The sequence below is a fragment of the Streptomyces nigrescens genome (assembly GCF_027626975.1).
GTDB classification, from domain to species: Bacteria; Actinomycetota; Actinomycetes; order Streptomycetales; family Streptomycetaceae; genus Streptomyces; species Streptomyces nigrescens.
Genome location: NZ_CP114203.1, coordinates 9,284,210 through 9,301,177, shown reverse-complemented (window position 1 = coordinate 9,301,177; position 16,968 = coordinate 9,284,210). Strand labels below are relative to the sequence as shown.

Annotated in this window: 11 protein-coding genes; 10 read left to right on the top strand and 1 reads right to left on the bottom strand. The window is 70.6% G+C overall.

Translation table 11 applies throughout. The features are described from left to right. Nucleotides 1-400: 400 nt before the first annotated feature. On the top strand, nt 401-1,546 hold the full coding sequence (locus STRNI_RS40180; protein WP_381681399.1) for an ABC transporter substrate-binding protein: 1,146 nt from the start codon (nt 401-403) through the stop codon (nt 1,544-1,546). A 121-nt stretch (nt 1,547-1,667) separates the two neighbouring features. On the opposite strand, the gene STRNI_RS40175 is transcribed toward STRNI_RS40180, so the two are convergent. Beyond that, complete coding sequence (locus STRNI_RS40175; protein ID WP_274732758.1) at nt 1,668-2,552, bottom strand: SigB/SigF/SigG family RNA polymerase sigma factor; 885 nt, start codon at nt 2,550-2,552, stop codon at nt 1,668-1,670. A 283-nt stretch (nt 2,553-2,835) separates the two neighbouring features. Between STRNI_RS40175 and STRNI_RS40170 the strand changes: the two genes are divergently transcribed. From STRNI_RS40170 to metC, 9 genes are all read left to right on the top strand, one after another. Then, the gene (locus STRNI_RS40170; RefSeq protein ID WP_277413097.1) at nt 2,836-7,218 is read left to right on the top strand and encodes a hypothetical protein; all 4,383 of its coding nucleotides are present in this window, start codon (nt 2,836-2,838) and stop codon (nt 7,216-7,218) included. A 115-nt stretch (nt 7,219-7,333) separates the two neighbouring features. Then, on the top strand, nt 7,334-7,894 hold the full coding sequence (locus STRNI_RS40165) for a hypothetical protein (protein WP_277413096.1): 561 nt from the start codon (nt 7,334-7,336) through the stop codon (nt 7,892-7,894). 292 nt (nt 7,895-8,186) lie between these two features. Then, on the top strand, nt 8,187-8,933 hold the full coding sequence (locus tag STRNI_RS40160) for a right-handed parallel beta-helix repeat-containing protein (RefSeq protein ID WP_277413095.1): 747 nt from the start codon (nt 8,187-8,189) through the stop codon (nt 8,931-8,933). Nucleotides 8,934-9,543: 610 nt separating this feature from the next. Further along, the gene (locus tag STRNI_RS40155) at nt 9,544-10,833 is read left to right on the top strand and encodes an ATP-grasp domain-containing protein (RefSeq protein WP_277413094.1); all 1,290 of its coding nucleotides are present in this window, start codon (nt 9,544-9,546) and stop codon (nt 10,831-10,833) included. 140 nt (nt 10,834-10,973) lie between these two features. Then, the gene (locus tag STRNI_RS40150) at nt 10,974-12,242 is read left to right on the top strand and encodes a radical SAM protein (protein WP_109886604.1); all 1,269 of its coding nucleotides are present in this window, start codon (nt 10,974-10,976) and stop codon (nt 12,240-12,242) included. A 15-nt stretch (nt 12,243-12,257) separates the two neighbouring features. Continuing rightward, nucleotides 12,258-13,469 carry an ATP-grasp domain-containing protein gene (locus STRNI_RS40145; RefSeq protein ID WP_266437781.1) on the top strand — a complete coding sequence of 404 codons (1,212 nt, stop codon included), beginning with the start codon at nt 12,258-12,260 and terminating at the stop codon, nt 13,467-13,469. Next, nucleotides 13,466-14,335, top strand: a complete 870-nt coding sequence (locus tag STRNI_RS40140) for a sulfurtransferase (RefSeq protein ID WP_266437778.1) — start codon at nt 13,466-13,468, stop codon at nt 14,333-14,335. Before STRNI_RS40145 ends, STRNI_RS40140 begins: the two co-directional genes overlap by 4 nt. Beyond that, on the top strand, nt 14,335-15,588 hold the full coding sequence (locus STRNI_RS40135) for an MFS transporter (RefSeq protein ID WP_266437775.1): 1,254 nt from the start codon (nt 14,335-14,337) through the stop codon (nt 15,586-15,588). The genes STRNI_RS40140 and STRNI_RS40135 overlap by 1 nt, the downstream gene beginning before the upstream one ends. Then, on the top strand, nt 15,585-16,775 hold the full coding sequence (gene metC / locus STRNI_RS40130) for a cystathionine beta-lyase (RefSeq protein ID WP_277413093.1): 1,191 nt from the start codon (nt 15,585-15,587) through the stop codon (nt 16,773-16,775). The genes STRNI_RS40135 and metC overlap by 4 nt, the downstream gene beginning before the upstream one ends. Nucleotides 16,776-16,968 lie beyond the last annotated feature (193 nt).

The window sequence follows — 16,968 nt, the reverse complement described above, 5'->3', positions numbered from 1 at the left end:
GCCTCCGTACGCGCATGGCGCCTACTCGCCGCCATGACCTGGCCCGATCACCGTCCTGACAGAGCCCCACAAAGTCGCGGAGTACGCTGGTTCGGACCATTGCTGCCGAGAGAAACGTCGGGCGGTGACCCGTCGCGGTGGGGTTGCGCCAGGACCGTCCGCGTGACAAGGCGTCGGTGGCCCTGCGGGCTGCGGGAGCGCCGAGGGCGGCGCCCGCCCGGCGAGCCTGCGGGGCCCCGTCGGCGGTCCCGCGCCACTGCCTGGCGTGCGCCGTCCTCCGCGGTGGGGTCGCGGTACGGGTGCCATGCGACCGCACCATGCCCATCTCATGGCTCGCCCTGGTCCGCGTCCGCCACCCGCCTGGCGGACCGCTCCCCCACCTGGCCCTGTTGGAGGCGTCGTGGCTACACATCATCGGGTCCGCGCAGGCGCTCTCCTGTGCTGTCTCGGCCTGGCGGCGCTCGGTCTCGGTGCGTGCCAGGAGGAGAGAAGCACCCGGCCGGTCCCGCCTTCCCGGGCCGGGTCCGCCGCAGAAGTGGGCGGGACGGCGGCACTGATCAAGGCGGCGAAGAAGGAGGGCAGGCTCAACACGATCGCGCTGCCACGCCAGTGGGCCAACTACGGCGGGCTGATCGACGGCTTCGAGAAGAAGTACGGCCTCAAGGTCGTCGTCGACCATCCCGACGTCCACAGCCGCCAGGAGATCGATGCCGTGAAGCGCTACCGTGGCCAGGAGCGCGCCCCCGACGTGCTCGACCTCGGCGATTCCTTCGCCCAGTCCGCGGCACGGCAGAATCTGCTGGCCCCCTACCGGGTCGCGCAGTTCGACCAGATTCCGCCGGAGCAGAAGGACGCCGAAGCCCGCTGGTACAACAACTACGGCGGCTACATCTCCATCGGCTGCGACGCCGCCCGCGTCCGGACCTGCCCCTCGTCCTTCGCGGATCTGCTCCGGCCGGAGTACAAGGGCCTGGTCTCGATGTACGGCGAACCCACGATCGCGGGTTCGGCCTTCGCCGCCGTGTACGCGGCGGCGCTCGCCAACGGGGGGTCGTTCGACGACATCCAGCCAGGCATCGACTTCTTCGCCCGGCTCGACAAGGTCGGCAACTACAACCGGGCCGAGCCCGGCCCGGCCGCGATCGCCAAGGGCAAGACACCGATCAGCATCGAGTGGGACTACCTCAACCTCCAGCACATCGACCAGCTCCGCGGTACGAGCGTGAAGTGGAAGGTGTCCATTCCCTTCGACGGCAGCTTCTCGCAGTACTACGCCCAGGCGATCAACAAGGACGCCCCCCACCCGGCCGCGGCGCGACTTTGGGAGGAGTACCTCTTCAGCCCGGAAGGCCAGAACCTCCGCCTCGTGGACTACGCCCGCCCGGTGCTGATGGCCGCCATGGCGAAGAACGGCACCCTCGACACGACCCTGGCCTCACGGCTGCCGACGGTCGAGGGCACACCGCAATTCCCGACCGAGGCACAGCTGAACAAGGCGCTGCGCACCGTCCGTGAGAACTGGGGCAAGGCCGTCGGCCCCAGCTGATCGCCCAGCCTGTACCGGGAGAGGACAGCGTGGCCCGTCCTCCGGCAACAGCTGTGGGCGCAGCCCGCCCACAACACAAGGGAAGCGGCAAGCTGCGCCCAGCAGTTGGGACGCCCTGCAGTCAGTCGGTGGCCAGCATTTCTTCCCGCAGGTGGGTGCAGATGCGGGTGAGGAGGCGGGAGACGTGCATCTGGGAGAGGCCCAGCTCCTCGCCGATCTCGGACTGCGTCATCTCCGCACCGAAACGGAGCTCAAGGAGAGTGCGCTCACGCTCATCGAGCTGAGCCAGGTGCGGCTTGAGAGCCTGGAGATTTTCAGCCAGAGCGAGCGCGGGGTCCTCGTTGCCGATCAGGTCGGCGATGAGTCCGGTCCGTTGCTGGCCGCCACCGGCTTCAATGGGACGGTCAATGGAAGTGGCGTCATAGCCGTTGCAGGCGACCAGCCCCTCGATGACCTCGTCCTCCTCCAGCTCCAAGAGAGCCGCGTAGTCGGCGACGGAGGGCTCAGGAATGCCGCGTCCCTCCAGCTCCTCGCGGGCGCGCGCAAGGTCCACGCGCAGCTCCTGCAGCCGGCGCGGGACGTGCACGGACCAGGTCGTGTCGCGGAAGAACCGCTTGATCTCCCCGGTGATGTACGGAATGGAGAAGGTGGTGAACTCGTTCTCCCGCGAGACGTCGAAGCGGTCGATGGCCTTGATCAGACCGATCGTGCCGACCTGCACGACGTCTTCCATCTCCTGCCCCCGGCTGCGGAAGCGGCGCGCGACGTACCGCACCAGCGACAGATTCATCTCGATGAGCGTGTTGCGCGCGTACTGGTACTCCGCCGTGCCTTCCTCAAGGGCCGCCAGCCGCTCGAAGTACAGCTTCGACAGGCGACGCGCATCCGGCGGGGCCACACACTGGGCTTTATCCACCAGCGGCAAAGAGGGCCGCGCAGACTCAGGCGCCGCCTCCCTCTCCGAGCGGGTCACAGATGTATCGGTCCGCGTCACTGCCGTCGCCATGGCCGGCTGCTCCTCTCCGTTGCCCGTCACTGCGTCGCTCCGTCGCCTACCCTCGGTCCACACGCAAAACATCTTCCATGCGGAAACTATTTTCGCGAGGCAACCACGGCGGCAGATGCCCTACGGCACGCACCCGTCGCGGTCGATGAGCCCAGCCCTTGTGCGAGCTGAACTGCGAGCCCTGACGAACCCTCCGGAAGGGCGGTCCACGCCTGTGTGATGGGGTGTTCCCGTCGGACCACCGTGCGAAGACGACGCACGACAGACGCAAGGGACACGATCGGTGACATCAGGCTCAGTGACCCGCTACGGCCGGAATGGCGCCCAACTGCTCGCCCTGCTGCTTGCCGGGGCCGCCCCCGGCGATGCCGGGCGGGTACGCCGCCGACTGGGCGAAGAGGAGCCCCGATACCTCACCTGGGTGCCCCTCACCGCTGAGGCCCGCGCGCAGGCGGCCGGCGACCCCGACGTGCGGGTACGGCGAGCCCTGGCCCGGGCCGAGGGTCTCAGCGTCGACGACCTGGCCACGCTGCTCGATCGGCCCGACCCGGTCGTCGATCAGTGTGTGTACGAGCATGCCGGGGCCCGCCCGTGGATGCGGCGTCTCATCCTCTCCCCCGGGCGGCACCCCGAGCCCACCGCCCTCGCCTCCCTGCTGGCCCGTATCCGCGCCACCACCCAGGAAGCGCCGGCGCTACCCCACTTCGTGGGTGCGGCCGTGGTGAGCGAAGCACCCGAGCTGGCCGAGCACGCCCTGCGTACCTGCGGCCGCGCGCTGACCACGGCCGAGCAACTGCGTGCCGTACTCGGGCTGTTCTCGCATCCCGACCGGTTGCGCGCGCTGCTCGCCCCCGCAACCGGCCCGGCGCCCCTGCACCCCGCCGTTGCCGACATCGCGCACAGGGCGCTGGAGGCCGACGGCGACACCGGCGGTGGCGGCGGTGGCGGCGGTGACACCGACGGCGACACCGGCGGTGACCGGCTGCGCGCCGCGGTGGCCATCGCCGAGGGGTCCGAGGGCCTGGTGGCCGGACTACGGGCGGGCGAAGCCGAACCGGCCTGGCGCCGCACCGTTGACTGGGACGCCATCGTGACGGCTCATCAGGCCGCGCCGCTGCCGGAGCCTGCCGTACGCGTCCTCGCCGCCCACCCCGACTGTCCCGAGCAGCTGCTCGCCGACCTGTACCGCACCCACCCCACGGTTGTCGCCGAAGCCGCACCCCCCTGTCCGGCCCTGCTGCGCGTCGCCGTACACACGCCCGGGCACCCCGAGCTCCTCCGGATCGCCGCCGGCCTGGGCCCGTCCAGTGACCAGCCAGACCTCAGCGCAGTCGTCCTCGACACCGTCGCCCCCGCGCGCACAGCGGCCCAGGCTCTGCTCGAACTCGGCCCCACCGCACCCCTGCGCATCCTCCTCCACCGCCAACTCGGCGCGGATCCGCAGCGCTGGGCCACCCTGCGCACCGCCCTGTCCCGGTACAAGGGCACCCTCGCCCGCCTTCTGGCCGGCATCGCTGACGGCACGGTGCCCGAGCCCGGCCCCACGGTCACACCTCCCGCCCTGACCAAGCCGTACCGGTTCCTGCTGTACGCCGCCGAACCCGACGATCTGCGCGTGCTGCTCCCCCACCTGCCCGACGAGCTGCTGCACGCCCTGCTCGGCAAGGGCGCGCTGCCGGCGCACGCGCTCGACACCGCGCTCGCGGCGTCCGGCCCCCGCGTACGGGCCGCCCTCGGCCGCAACATCACCCTCGGCATACGCGATCTGCGCCGGCTGACCGAGTGCGACGAACCGACGGTCAACGCCGCCGTGTACCGCAACCAGAAGGCCACCCTCTCCCTGCGCCGCGCAATCGCCTCCGGCGTCCCCCGCACCCCGGGCCGCACCGCACTCGTCCCCCTCGACGCCGCACTGCGCTCCGAACTCCTCGCCACCGAGGACCGGTTCCGCCGCAGCCCGCTGATCACGAGCGGCGACCCCGAACTGGTCCTGCACTCCTGGGGATGGTGGGCGAGCGACGAAGCGCGCCACTTCTCCGTGGTCCGGGTGTGGGAACGCGGTGGCCCGGACACCGTGCGCCGGCTCCTTGATCTGGTCCCCGACGCCGACCCGTCCTCGGTCCTCGCCAAGGCGGCCGCCGCGCTGGAGCACCCCGACGGCCTGGACCGGTTCCGGGAAGGGCTCGAGCCCTACGAAGACCCCGAAGCGCTCCCCCAGGTCTTCGCCACCCCGCGCGGACGCAACGCCACCCGCCGGCTGATGCGGGAGATCGTGCACGAGCCCTACGTGTACGACTTCCCGTGCCTGATCGCCGCCCATCACGAGCACACCTTCGAACCCGAGCCCATCGAGGAACTCCTCCGCCACGAGGACGTCGACGAGGCGATCCGCCAGGCCCTCACCACCCGCGCAAGCGCCCTCGACGCCGAGCCGGTCGATCATCTGCGTTCCACGGCGTACGACGCCGGCCTGCACGGCTGGTTCGTCGCGACCGTCGAGCGGGGCCTGCTCGGACCCGAGCGGCTCGTCGACACCGCCCAGCCGGCCGCGGCGGCCCTCCCGTACCTCGGCCATGTCGGCGCCCGGGCACGCGGGCACGCCGTCGACCTCGTACGCGAGCATCTGGCCGGCCACCCGGAAGCGTGGGTCATCGCGCTCAACCTGGTCGGCACCTTCGCCGGCTCACTCGCCGAACTGATCACCACAGCCGCGAGCGTGGCCGGCCCCCGACCCGATGCCGAAGAGCTGGCCCGCCTCGACGCGAACGCCCGGACCACCGACGCCCCGGACCCGGCCGAGGCACCCGTCCCCGCACTCACCCACGCCGAGCAACGGGAGCGGGAAAAGGTTCTTGACCCGCACGCGGCCCTCGCCTCGGCACACCTGCTCCGCACGCTCGTCGCGGCCGCGCCGCTGCCCACCGACCCCTCTGTGCTCGACGTCCTCGCCGCCACGCACATGACCGACTTCCCCGGTCCGTCCCATCCTGACTGGCTCGTGGAGGCGTGTGAGCGGCACGCCTCGCCCGACACTCGCCGGCGCCTCGTCAAGCAGACGACCGACGGGCACGGGAAGCCCGACCTGTTGGCCTGCCGGCAGGGGCTCGTGGCGCCCAGCGAGATGGTTGCCCGGACACCCGCGCGCGAGATGTCCCCGCTGCCGAGGGACTGGTTCACACGTGATGTGCCGGCGGAGGCAGCAGTGAGTGCCGCGCGCCGACTGGTCGCCGACCGGCTCGGCACCGATCCCGAGCGGTGGCTGCGCGCGCTCGCCGCCATGGACACCGACTGGGCCGATCGGCCTTTCGTCGAGCTGCTCGAGCACGGCAGCGCGGACACCGTCCCCACCACCGTGCTCACCCCGGCAGGCGCCGGACTCCTGCTGCACGCGGGCACCGACGCGCTCGCGGCCGTGCTGCCGCGGCTGGACACACAGGCCACGCTCACCCTCACCGAGCGCGCCTGTGCGACCAGCCACCTGCCCGACGCCCTCCTGGACCATCTGTTCACCCACGACGACCGCGCCGCACTGCTCGTGCTGGCTCGAAGCTCCCGCCATCGGGAGCTGCATCTGCGGCTCCTGGCAGTCGACGACCCCACCATCAACGCGACGCTGTTCGGGGCCGTCCACAGCAGCAGCTCGACCGTCGCGATCCGCCGGATCATCCTCTCCCGCCTGCCTCAGGGCCGCGCCACCGACGGGCCTGACGATCTCCTCCCGCTCGCCCCGGAACTCCGCGAACGGCTGCTCGGCCGGCCCTACTTCGACAAGCGGTCGGCGGAGTACCACCGCGTTCTGGTCGAAGCGGCCGACCCCGAACTCGTGGAGCATGCGCTCGCCTCGTGGGGCAAGCGCCTTCCGCTCCCGGACCACCTCCTGGCCGCGCGCAATACGCTTCGCCACGGCGGCCCTGACCGTCTCCGTTCGCTGATCGACCGGGGCCTGCTCAGCGTGGGCGCCGCCAAGGTCGCCACGAAGGCGCTGTCCGCGCCCGACCCCGTCGCGGTGCTCACCACCCGCCTCGACAAGGAACTGAGCACGGAGCGCCTCGTCGCCAAGCTCCGCACCTGTGGGGAGTACGACCACGAGGAGATCCTGGACCTCCCCTACACCCGCGACTGGGACGTCCTGATCCGGGCGCACGAACAGGATCCGTTTCGCTCGCGGGTATGGGGCACCATCGCCCGGCTGCCGGACGCGCCGGACGAGCTCGCGCCGGCGGCCTTCGAATACTGGTCCTGCTTCATCGACCGCACCCTGACCGACCGCGGCCCCAGCTGGGCCCGTGCGGCCATCGGGAACATCCCGAACCTGTCGCTCCAGCGAAAGGAGTGGGCCGCCGTCCTCGACGCCCTTCTCGAACGGGGTCTGCTCTCCGGCGAAGAGATCATCCACGGTGGTGCGATGGCCAACCGCATGCTCCACTACCTCGCCGAAGTCTCCGTCCGCCAGGAAGTCCCGACCGCCCTCCAGGCCGCCGTTCAGGACGCCACGAACGAACTGGCCGTCCTGGCCGGGAAGCTCCTGGGCACGGACGACGAAGCCTGGCAACGCCTCTTCGCCGCACTGACCGGCAAGGACCCTCACTGGCCCATACCCGACTCCCGCACCACCCCCGCCGCCCTCCTCCACCACGCATCCCGCACACCCCTCGTCCACCGCTGACCCTGATGTCCCCACACGCGGGAAGAGCCGAGCCGCCGGCGGTCTCGAGGCTCAGCGGAGCAGTCCACGCCGATGCCGTCGCTGACATGGGCGGGCTCTGCCATAGGGTCTGTCCATGCCAATAACGAGTGACCCGCTGCCCACCATCGGGGGCCGCGCCGTCGGCATCTTCGGCCTGCTGGTAGCCCTCGGCATCTGTGGCGTATCCGGATCTCAGGCCGCCGTCGCAAGCGGGCTCTTGGGCACTGCCGGCAAGCTGACCGTCAGCGAGTGCCACAGCGGTGGTGGCGGCCGCGGAGGCATGCGCCACTGCTACGGCACCTTCCACCCGGCCGAGGCCGGTGACAGCGATGGCCTGGCGAGCGGTCCGCACGCCCGAGTGAACACACGGGAGGCCGAACCCGGCGACACCCTCCAGGTCCGCAAGGGCAGCGCAGGCTACGTCGTCGCCGGCATGGGCTCGGCCTGGGTCCACATCGCCTTCGCCTTCCTGGGACTGCTGATCGGCTCAGCCGCACTTCCCGTAACGGCGAGCGGCGTCTTTCCGCAAAGGGGCACGGGTCAGGACCTCTTCGCCGCGGTACGCGGTACCCGGCTCGCCTGGATCGCCAAGCGCCTGGCGCTCATGTCCATCGCCGGAATAGCCGTCTCTGCCTACCTGGCCTGGCTGTTCTGACCTTGATCAGGGCATCTCTCTCCCCGCTCCCGCCATGCGATCTTTGCCATCCCGGCCTTCCGGGTCAGCAACCCCGCCCCGTCCAGGCCACACCGGATGCCCCGCCCGGAACTGTCCGGACAAGTCGCTGACCAGCCCGGACAGCCGCACGGCTGTCCCGGACAGCGAAAGCCATTGCCGGAAGGGGGCCGGTCCCCCAGGCTCGGTTGCTGTCGCGGCGGCCGGCCCCACCGGGGGAAGGGCGGCCGCCGCGCCCCCTCACCCCACCCGACAGCCGGACAGGAGTCGTCCCATGCCCACGCACGCCCCGCGCGCCCGCCGTCTCGTACCGACCGCCGCTCTCGCCACCGCCCTCGGCACCGTGCTGCTGCTCGGCGGCACGGCCGAGCCGAGCTGGGGTGTCACCGCCGCCAAGTACCCTGGGCAGGTCAAGTGCCCCAAGGGCGATTACCAGTTGTGCATCGACGGCGGCCCCGGTGGCTTCACCATCAGCGGCAGGAAGTTCTCCGGCCACGACAACGCGATCCTGCTGAGGAACGTCTCGAACGTCACGGTCAGCGGGAACACGTTCAAGAACCTCAGCGGCTCCACCGGCTACGCCGCCGTCCACGTGAAGAACTCCTCCGGCATCGTGATCCGGAAGAACACCTTCTCCGGGCTGCGCAACGGCGGGAACATGCACGGTGTCTACCTGGTGCAGACCTCACGCAGCAGCATCACCGGCAACAAGTTCTCGTCGATCACCGGGGACCCCGTACGGATCAGGGACGGCAGCCGGAACAACACGGTGAGCGGGAACACCTTCACCAAGTCCGGCCAGTACGCCCTGTTCAGCGAGTGGGGTCGGCTGGAGAAGGGCGAGGCCTGCGGTCGCGGCAACGTCTTCAAGAGCAACAAGTACGGAACCGGCTACTCCGGCAAGCGGCTCCCGCTGATCAGGTGGGGCGGCAAGGGCGGCGGCAGCACCGGCCTCAGGCTCACCTGGAACAACTGCAGGAAGGCGAGCATCGTCAACAAGGGCGGCAACAGCAAGCTGTAGGGCCGAAACCGCAACCACAGCGGGGGCGCCGCCCCTCGTTCGCCGTACGGGCACTGCGTCTCCTCGCGAACCGGAGGCATGAGCTTTTGCGTAGATTCTCCGGTTCCGGGGGCCGTGCCCGCCCAAGGAGGTGACGAACGGCTGCCGTCAAGGATGACTCTCACGCCCTGTCTGAAAGCCGCCCCCAGGCAGGGCGTCAGGTCCCCCTTGCGCCCAGCGCGCTGACCTGGTGCAGAGGGTGCGGCACCAGGAACTGCCGCTCGATTCCGGGCGGGTTGAGGTGTGGGGGAAATCGGCTGGAAGGCGTCAGGGGTGGATATGGGACAGGCATCATATGGTTCCGGCCAATCCTCTGAACCATGGGATTTGATGCAGGTCAGAGCGGACTTTCTGGCAAGTCAAGCTTTGCGCATATCTGTTGACAGCGAGTGAGTGCCGCTGCGACCTTGTCTTCGCCTGAGCCACTCGAACGGTCGGTCGTCGCATTGCGGCCCCTGTTCGGCGTTGGCTCGGTTCATGTGGTCCCGGTGTCGTCGGCGGACGTTCCCGGACCTGAAGAAAGCGGGGGGCCAGACGTGTATCGCAGCATGCAGACCAGAAAGACCTTGTCGTGACCCTGGTGGTCATCGGTGCCAATCCGACGGTCGCGCGAGCGGCCGAGGCTCTCCCCGGTGATCTCCTTCATGTACAGCTGCCCGGAGCTCCGGCCCTCGACCGGAACGACGGGCGGATGGCCGGCACACGGCAGGTGCACACCGTCGACTTCCACGACGGCCCGGCCTTCCTCGCGTTCGTCGACGAGGTGCTCAAGCCGTTGTCGCCCACCGCCGTCGTCTCGCTGACCGAGCTCGGTCTGGAGCCGGCGGCCGCGGCGGCGGAGCGGCTCGGTGTGCGGGGGGTCGCCCCCGCGGTCGTCCGGCGCACCCGCGACAAGCTGGAGATGCGGCGGGTCCTCGAACGGAAGGCGCCGCATCTGAACCCGGCCTTCGCCTCCGGCGGCGACCCGGACGCGGTGGCGCGACTGTTCGCCGGGCACACCCCCGTGGTGGCCAAGCCCGTCAGCGGCGTCGGCAGCAATGCCGTGGCTCTGGTGGACCGTGCGGCGGACCTGCCGGCGGACCGCCGGACAGGCGGCACCCTGCTCGAAGCCTTCGTCGGCGGGCTGGAGTTCAGCGTGGAGACGCTGTCCGCCGGCGGCCGGCACACCGTCGTGGGCATCGCCCAGAAGGGGACAACGGGCAGCTTCGTCGAGGTCAGCCACATGATGCCGCCGCCGTCACTGGACTCCGGCGGGCGGGCACGGGTCGAGGAGGCGGTCGGGCAGCTGCTCGACGCCCTCGGGCTGACGGACGGGCCGAGCCACACCGAGGTGAAGATGGACGGCGACCGCGTCATCGTGATCGAGACGCACAACCGCCTCGGTGGCGACGGCATCGCCGACCTGGTGCGGCTGACCACGGGCATCGACTGGCGGGTCGCCGCCCTCGGATGGGCGGTCGGCGCGGGAGTGCCGCGCGGGCCGGCCACGGCCGCCACGGCCGCGACCGTCTTCTTCACCGCACCGCCCGGCACGGTCACCGACGTCGCCCCACCACCGTCCCTGACTCACGGAACGATCGTGGAGTGGGAGGTCGCCGTGGAGCCGGGCGACCCGGTCCGCCCGCTCAGGTCCTCCACCGACCGCCTGGGCACCGCCGTCATCGCCGCCGCGGACGCGACGGCGTGTGTGGCGGCGGTGGCCGAGCTGACGGCGCTGCCCATCGTCACCACGCAACCCGACGCCACCGTGCCCTCGGCGCGCCTCGTCGCGGACGCCCGCCCCACCGCCCGGCCCGGCGCCGCTCCGCCCGGCAGCACGGCCCCGCCGAGCACCGCCGCACAGCCCGCGCCCGTCGCGTAACACGCACCACGCGCCACCACCACGCACCACCACCCACACGCTTCGGTCCGGGGCCGCCCTGCCACAGGGCGCCCCGGCGCCGATCGCAGCCGTACCGCTCTGCTCGCTGCACACCCGACTCGACCACGCCTGGGGGAACCATGACCGTCGACAACGCGCCGATTTCCTACGATTTCCACGGAGATGAGCCGTTCAGCACGCCGTTCCAGGAGATCAAGCCCGAGGAGATCCACATCTACCTCGACCTGGACACCAAGGTCGGCAAGAACACCTGCGGACAGAAATGTACGCACTGTTGGTTCGTCAACTACGAGAAGGTCTACGACAAGTCGTTCGCCATGGAGGAGGGCCCGCGGATCCTCTCCGGACTCCAGTCGCACGGCTACCACGTCTACCCGCGGTACGTGGACAGCTTCGCGTACGACGGTGAGTTCATGCGCATCTACGGCCCCGCCAACAACCGTGAGTTCAGACAGGAATCCGACCACAAGCCCACCGAGACGATGGAGAAGGGCGACGCCTGGACCAGCGGCCGCCCGCTGCTCGCCGACAACTACCTGGAGCTTCTCGACCTCGCCCGGGTCAACGGCTACGGCACCATCTCCATCACCTACCACGGCGTCATCGACGAGAACCTGGCCGTCATCGACGACGGCAGCTACCCGATCAAGGGCGTCTTCAGCGGGGCGAACACCGAGGAGGTGCTGCGCCGGATCGACCACTACAACGAGCACCACCGCAGCACGCTTCCCGCGGACGCCGACCGGTCGGATGCCTTCCGGGTCAACATCGGCGTCACCATCGGCCGGCACAACCACGGCCGCCAGTCCCTGGAGCGCTACGCCCACTACTTCAACAAGCTGGGCGTCGACACGGTCCGCTTCAACAACTTCTCCGACCACGGTGGCCGGCACCCCGAACTCCAGCTCAGCTACGAGGAGATCGAGCAGGCCTACCGCGACTTCAAGTGGCTGCACGAGAACGTCGAACTGGGCTTCCAGCTAGGCGTGAGTGAGGACTTCGGGACCTTCGGGATCAAGGCGATGGGGTTCCCCGGTCATGTCGGCTGGTGCCGGGCCGGCCGCCAGCTGTTCGCCGCCATCCCCACCGAGGTGAGCGTGCTGTCGGAGTCGGCGGACGGTCGCCGCGAGAAGATCGGTGACATCGTCGGCTGCGTCAACACCTTCGAGCCGCACCTGGGCATCCTCGTCCGCACGGTCGCCGACGGGGGCGAGGACGTCCGCTACGACCTGGAGTTCGACCACGCGGCCATCGAGGCGTTCACCAACAAGCGCCTCTCGGGCGTCTACAAGGACGGCTGCTTCGCCCGCGAACTCGCCCAGGAGCAGCAGCTGGTCTCCCGGGTCCCCGCACGCCGCCGGCTTCCTCTCGTCGAGACGACGGGCTGAAGGAGAAACACGCACATGCCGCACGTCCTCGTCTTCGCCAAGACGCCCTATGCCAAGACCCCGTACGACCGCTGGCTGGCCGGCTCCGGTGTCGTGCCGGTCATCCTCACCACCACCGAGTTCGCGGCCGGGTACGGCCACTTGCCCCATGTGCACGCCTTCGACGACTACGACACCAATCAGCTCGTCGAGAAGACGGCACTGCGCCTGGCCCGCGAGCACGCCGTCACGGCCGTCTTCGCCCGCGCCGAGGCGGACGTGGTACGCGCCGCACAACTGCGTGACCTGCTGGACCTGCCGGGACAGCGGACCGCGAGCGCCCTGGCCTTCCGCGACAAGGTGGTCATGAAGGACCACCTTGTCGGGGGCCCGGTGGAGATTCCCGCCTACCGGCCCCTGGATTCGGCCTACACCGCCCTGGAGTTCGTCGCCGAGCACGGCTATCCCGTGGTCATCAAACCGCTCTCGGAGTCCGGCTCTCTGGGCGCGGCCATCATCCGTGACGAGGCGGAGCTGGACGCCTATCTCGCCCGCCCGTGGCGCGGCGCGAGCGAGATCGAAGTGTTCGTACCCGGGCAGATGTACCACGTGGACGGGCTGGTCGTGAACGGCGAGGTGGTGTTCGCCCACCCTTTCCGCTACCTCAACGACTGTCTGTCCTTCCGGGCGAACGACTGGGTGGCCAACCTCCCGCTGACACCCCAGGACCCGGTCCACGACCGGCTGCTCAAGGCGGCAAGGGCGGTGCTGGCAGAGCTGCCCACACCGCCGCACACCGCCTTCCACGCGGAGCTGTGGATCACCCCCGACGACCGGACGGTGTTCTGCGAGATCGCCAGCCGGACCGGCGGCGGGATGATCAGCTCCATGGTCCGGCACGCGTTCGGCATCGATCTCGACAAGGAATGGCTGTATGCCGAATGCGGCCTCCCCAGCACCCTGGGCACCCCCGGCTACCGCCCCACCGGAGCCCTGTGCATCCCGCCGTCGAACGGCGTACTGAACCGTCTGCCCTCCGGTGACGAGCCGGCGTGTGTCAAGGAGGTCGCGCTCACCGGCACGGTCGGCCAGGAGTTCCACGGCGGCGTCAAGTCCGGCCTCTTCCTGGCCGGTTACGTCGTCGGCGGCGACACCGAGGAGGACGTGGCGGCCAATCTGGAACATGTGGCGGCCTGGTTCGCCGACGGCGCCGAGTGGTCCCCCGCTCCCACGGGAGGCACACGATGAACGGGCCGTCGCCCGGCGCCCTGCCGGGCCCGCTGGTCGGGACGGACTGGGTGGCGCCGCGGCTGGGCACCCCCGGGCTGGTGGTGCTCGACGCCTCGATCGGCGGGCACCGCGACGCCGGCGAACGGATCCCGGGGGCGCGGCCCTTCGACATCGACGGCGCGCTCTCGGACCACTCCGGTCCGCTGCCGCACACAATGCCCGGGGGCGGGCACTTCACCCGGGAAATGCGGGCGCTCGGCGTGGACGACGGCGACACCGTCGTCGTCTACGACGGGGCGGGTCTCTACTCCAGTGCCCGCGCATGGTGGATGCTGCGGGCCATGGGCCACGACCGGGTGGCCGTGCTCGACGGCGGTCTGCCCGCCTGGCGCGCCGCCGGGCTGCCGCTGGAGACCGGCGCACCCACACCCGCGGCGCGCCCCGGTGACTTCACCGCACGGCCGCGTCCCGGCCTGATCGTCGGCAGCGACGAGGTCTCCGCGGCCCTGACCGATCCGGCCTCGGCAGTCCTCGACGCCCGCGCCCGCGACCGCTTCGCCGGCGCGGTCGCCGAGCCCCGCCCGGGGCTGCGTCCCGGCCATATGCCCGGAGCGCTGAATCTGCCGTTCGGAGAGCTCCAACGGGACGGCCGGATGCGTCCCGCTTCGCAGCTGCGCGACGCGTTCGCCCCGCTCGCCGGGGACCGCCGACGCCTGTTCTTCAGCTGCGGTTCCGGCGTCACCGCCTGCATCCTGGCGCTGGGGGCCGAGCTGGCCGGATACGACGACCTGGCCGTGTACGACGGGTCCTGGAGCGAATGGGGTCTGCCGGGCGCGGACCGGCCGGTCGTCACCGGTCCGCAGAGCGGAGGGCCGTCGGCGTGATGTCCTCGCTCTCGGCCAAGTGGCGCACGTTCAGGGGGCTGTCGTCCAGCCTCAAGTCGCTGATCGTGCTGTCCTTCGTGGTCGCACTCGGCAGTTACATGGTCACGCCGTTCATCGGCGTCCTGATGGTCCAAGCGGTGGGCCTGGACGTCCGCCTGGCCGGTGTACTGGTGGCCGTCGCCACGTTCATCCAGTTCGGCGGCAGCATCCTGGGGGGCCTGGTCGTGGACCGGCTCGGCCTCAAGCGGACGATGGTCGGCTCCCTCGCCCTGCGGACCACGGGTCTGCTCCTGCTGGGGCTGGCCGTGAAGGTCCCCTGGGTCGCCTACCCGGCAGTGGTCCTCGTCGCCGCCGGGCCGGCGCTCTATCTCCCGGCGAACAAGGCGTACATCGTCACCTGCGTCTCCGACGAGCTGCGGCCGCTGTTCCTCGGCGTCAGCAGCGCGGCCCTCAACGCCGGGATGGGGCTCGGGCCGCTGCTGGCCGCCGTCCTGATCGACGCCGATCCGGTGGTGCTGCTCCTCGGCGCCGCGGCACTGTTCGGCCTGATCACCCTGGCCCACCAGCTCACCATGCGGCCCCTCGCCCGCCGCCAGGACGCCCCGCCGGGCGGCGTCAGCGCCGACCGTCCCGGCCCCGCCGGGAAGCTCCAGCCCCTGCGCGGCGCCCTGCGACCGGTGCTCTTCACGGCGCTCGCCTTCTACCTCTATTTCTTCTTCCAGAGCTTCCTGGGCCTGTACGCCGCGGGTGTGCACAACATCCAGGTGCTCGGCTGGGCCATGCTCGTCAACTGCGCCATGATGGTGGCGCTCCAGCCGCCGCTGTCGGGCTGGATCGCGCGGGCCGACTACCGCCGCCTGGTGGCCGGATCATTCGCCCTGATGGCCGCCGGGACGGCCGTGATGTCGCTGGGGCACACCGCTGCCCTGCTGAGCGGCACCGTGCTCTTCAGCCTCGGCGAGGTCTTCCTCTTCCTGCGCTGTGACCTGGAAATGGTCGACCGCATACCCAGCAATCCGGCCTTCGCCTTCGGCGTCCAGCGGCTGACGGCGGGTGTCGGCGGCCTCCTCGCCGGCATCGTCGGCGGCTTCCTCTTCGCCCACTACCAAAGCGCACACGACCTGGGCATGTTCTGGATCGCCGTCGCCGTGCAGTGCGCCGTCGCGGCAGCCATCGCCCTGGTACTCGGCGGCCGCCGGACCGCGGCGGCCACAGCACACGACGAGCAAGCGGATCTGGAAGTGGTGTCATGACCGGCAAACCCTCGATGGAGACCCGGTTCGTGCACGCCGGATCCGACCCGCGGCAGCAGCACGGCTACGTCAACCCGCCGATCCACCGGGCCTCGACGGTGCTCTACGAGGACGTGGCCGCGATGGACGCCTCGCAGGCCGACCCCCTCAAACGCCGGATGCCGGTCTACGGCCGTTTCGGCACACCCACCGGCCGCGCCTTCGAGACGGCACTGACCGACCTGGAAGGCGGGCACGCCGCCGTCGCCACCTGTTCGGGTCTCGCGGCGATCACCACGGCGATCCTTTCGTTCGTCCGGGCCGGAGACCACATCCTCGTCAGCGACTCCGTCTATCTGCCCACCCGCAAGTTCTGCAACTCGCTGGCCGATCTGGGTGTGGAGACGGAGTACTACGATCCCGGTGTGGACAAGTCCATCGAGGACCTGATCCGCCCCACCACACGCCTCGTCTGCCTGGAGTCACCCGGCTCCACGACCTTCGAGGTACAGGACGTCCCGGCCGTCACGAGCGTGTGCCGTACCCACGGTGTGGTCACCCTCATCGACAACACCTGGGCCACCCCCGCCTTCCACCGCCCCCTGGAGCTGGGCGCCGATGTCGTCGTGCACTCGGCGACGAAGTACCTCATCGGTCACGCCGACAGCATCCTCGGGGCCATCGTGTGCACCGAGGACACCTACCCCGCGGTGCGCGCCTCGGCGATCCGGCTCGGCCAGTGCGCCGGCGCGGACGATGTCTACCTGGGCCTGCGCGGGCTCCGTACGCTCGGCGTCCGGATGCGTCAGCACCATCACCAGGCCGTCGGCCTCGCCTCCTGGCTGCGCGAACAGGACGGGGTGCGCGCCGTGCTGCACCCTGCGCTGCCGGGCGACCCGGGCCACGAACTGTGGTGCCGCGACTTCACCGGCGCCGCGGGCCTGTTCGGCCTCGAACTCGAACCCGGGCTCAGCAAGCCCGCCGTGGACGCGCTGCTCGCAGAGCTGCGGCTGTTCGGCCTCGGCCACAGCTACGGCGGCTACGAGAGCCTGATCGTGCCGGCCGATCCGGTCACCCATCGCCTCCCGGGCACGTGGACGGGCCGCGGCCCCCTGCTGCGCGTGCACGCCGGCTTCGAATCCCTCGACGATCTCAAGGAGGACCTGGCCCGGGGCCTGGCCACCCTCTCCGCCCACGCGCGGCACTGAGGTTCTTTGCCGGGCCCGGGATCGGGGCCCGGGCCCGTCGCCCACCCGGCACACCGCGTGGGCTCGGGGCGGACCGGGAGGCGTCGGGGCCGCACTCTGTCACCACGGCACCAAGGCCGGCTACATCGAAGTCCTCCTCGGCCGCCGGCCTGGGCGGGCCACGTCCTCAACGGAGGTCACGACGCGGAAGGCT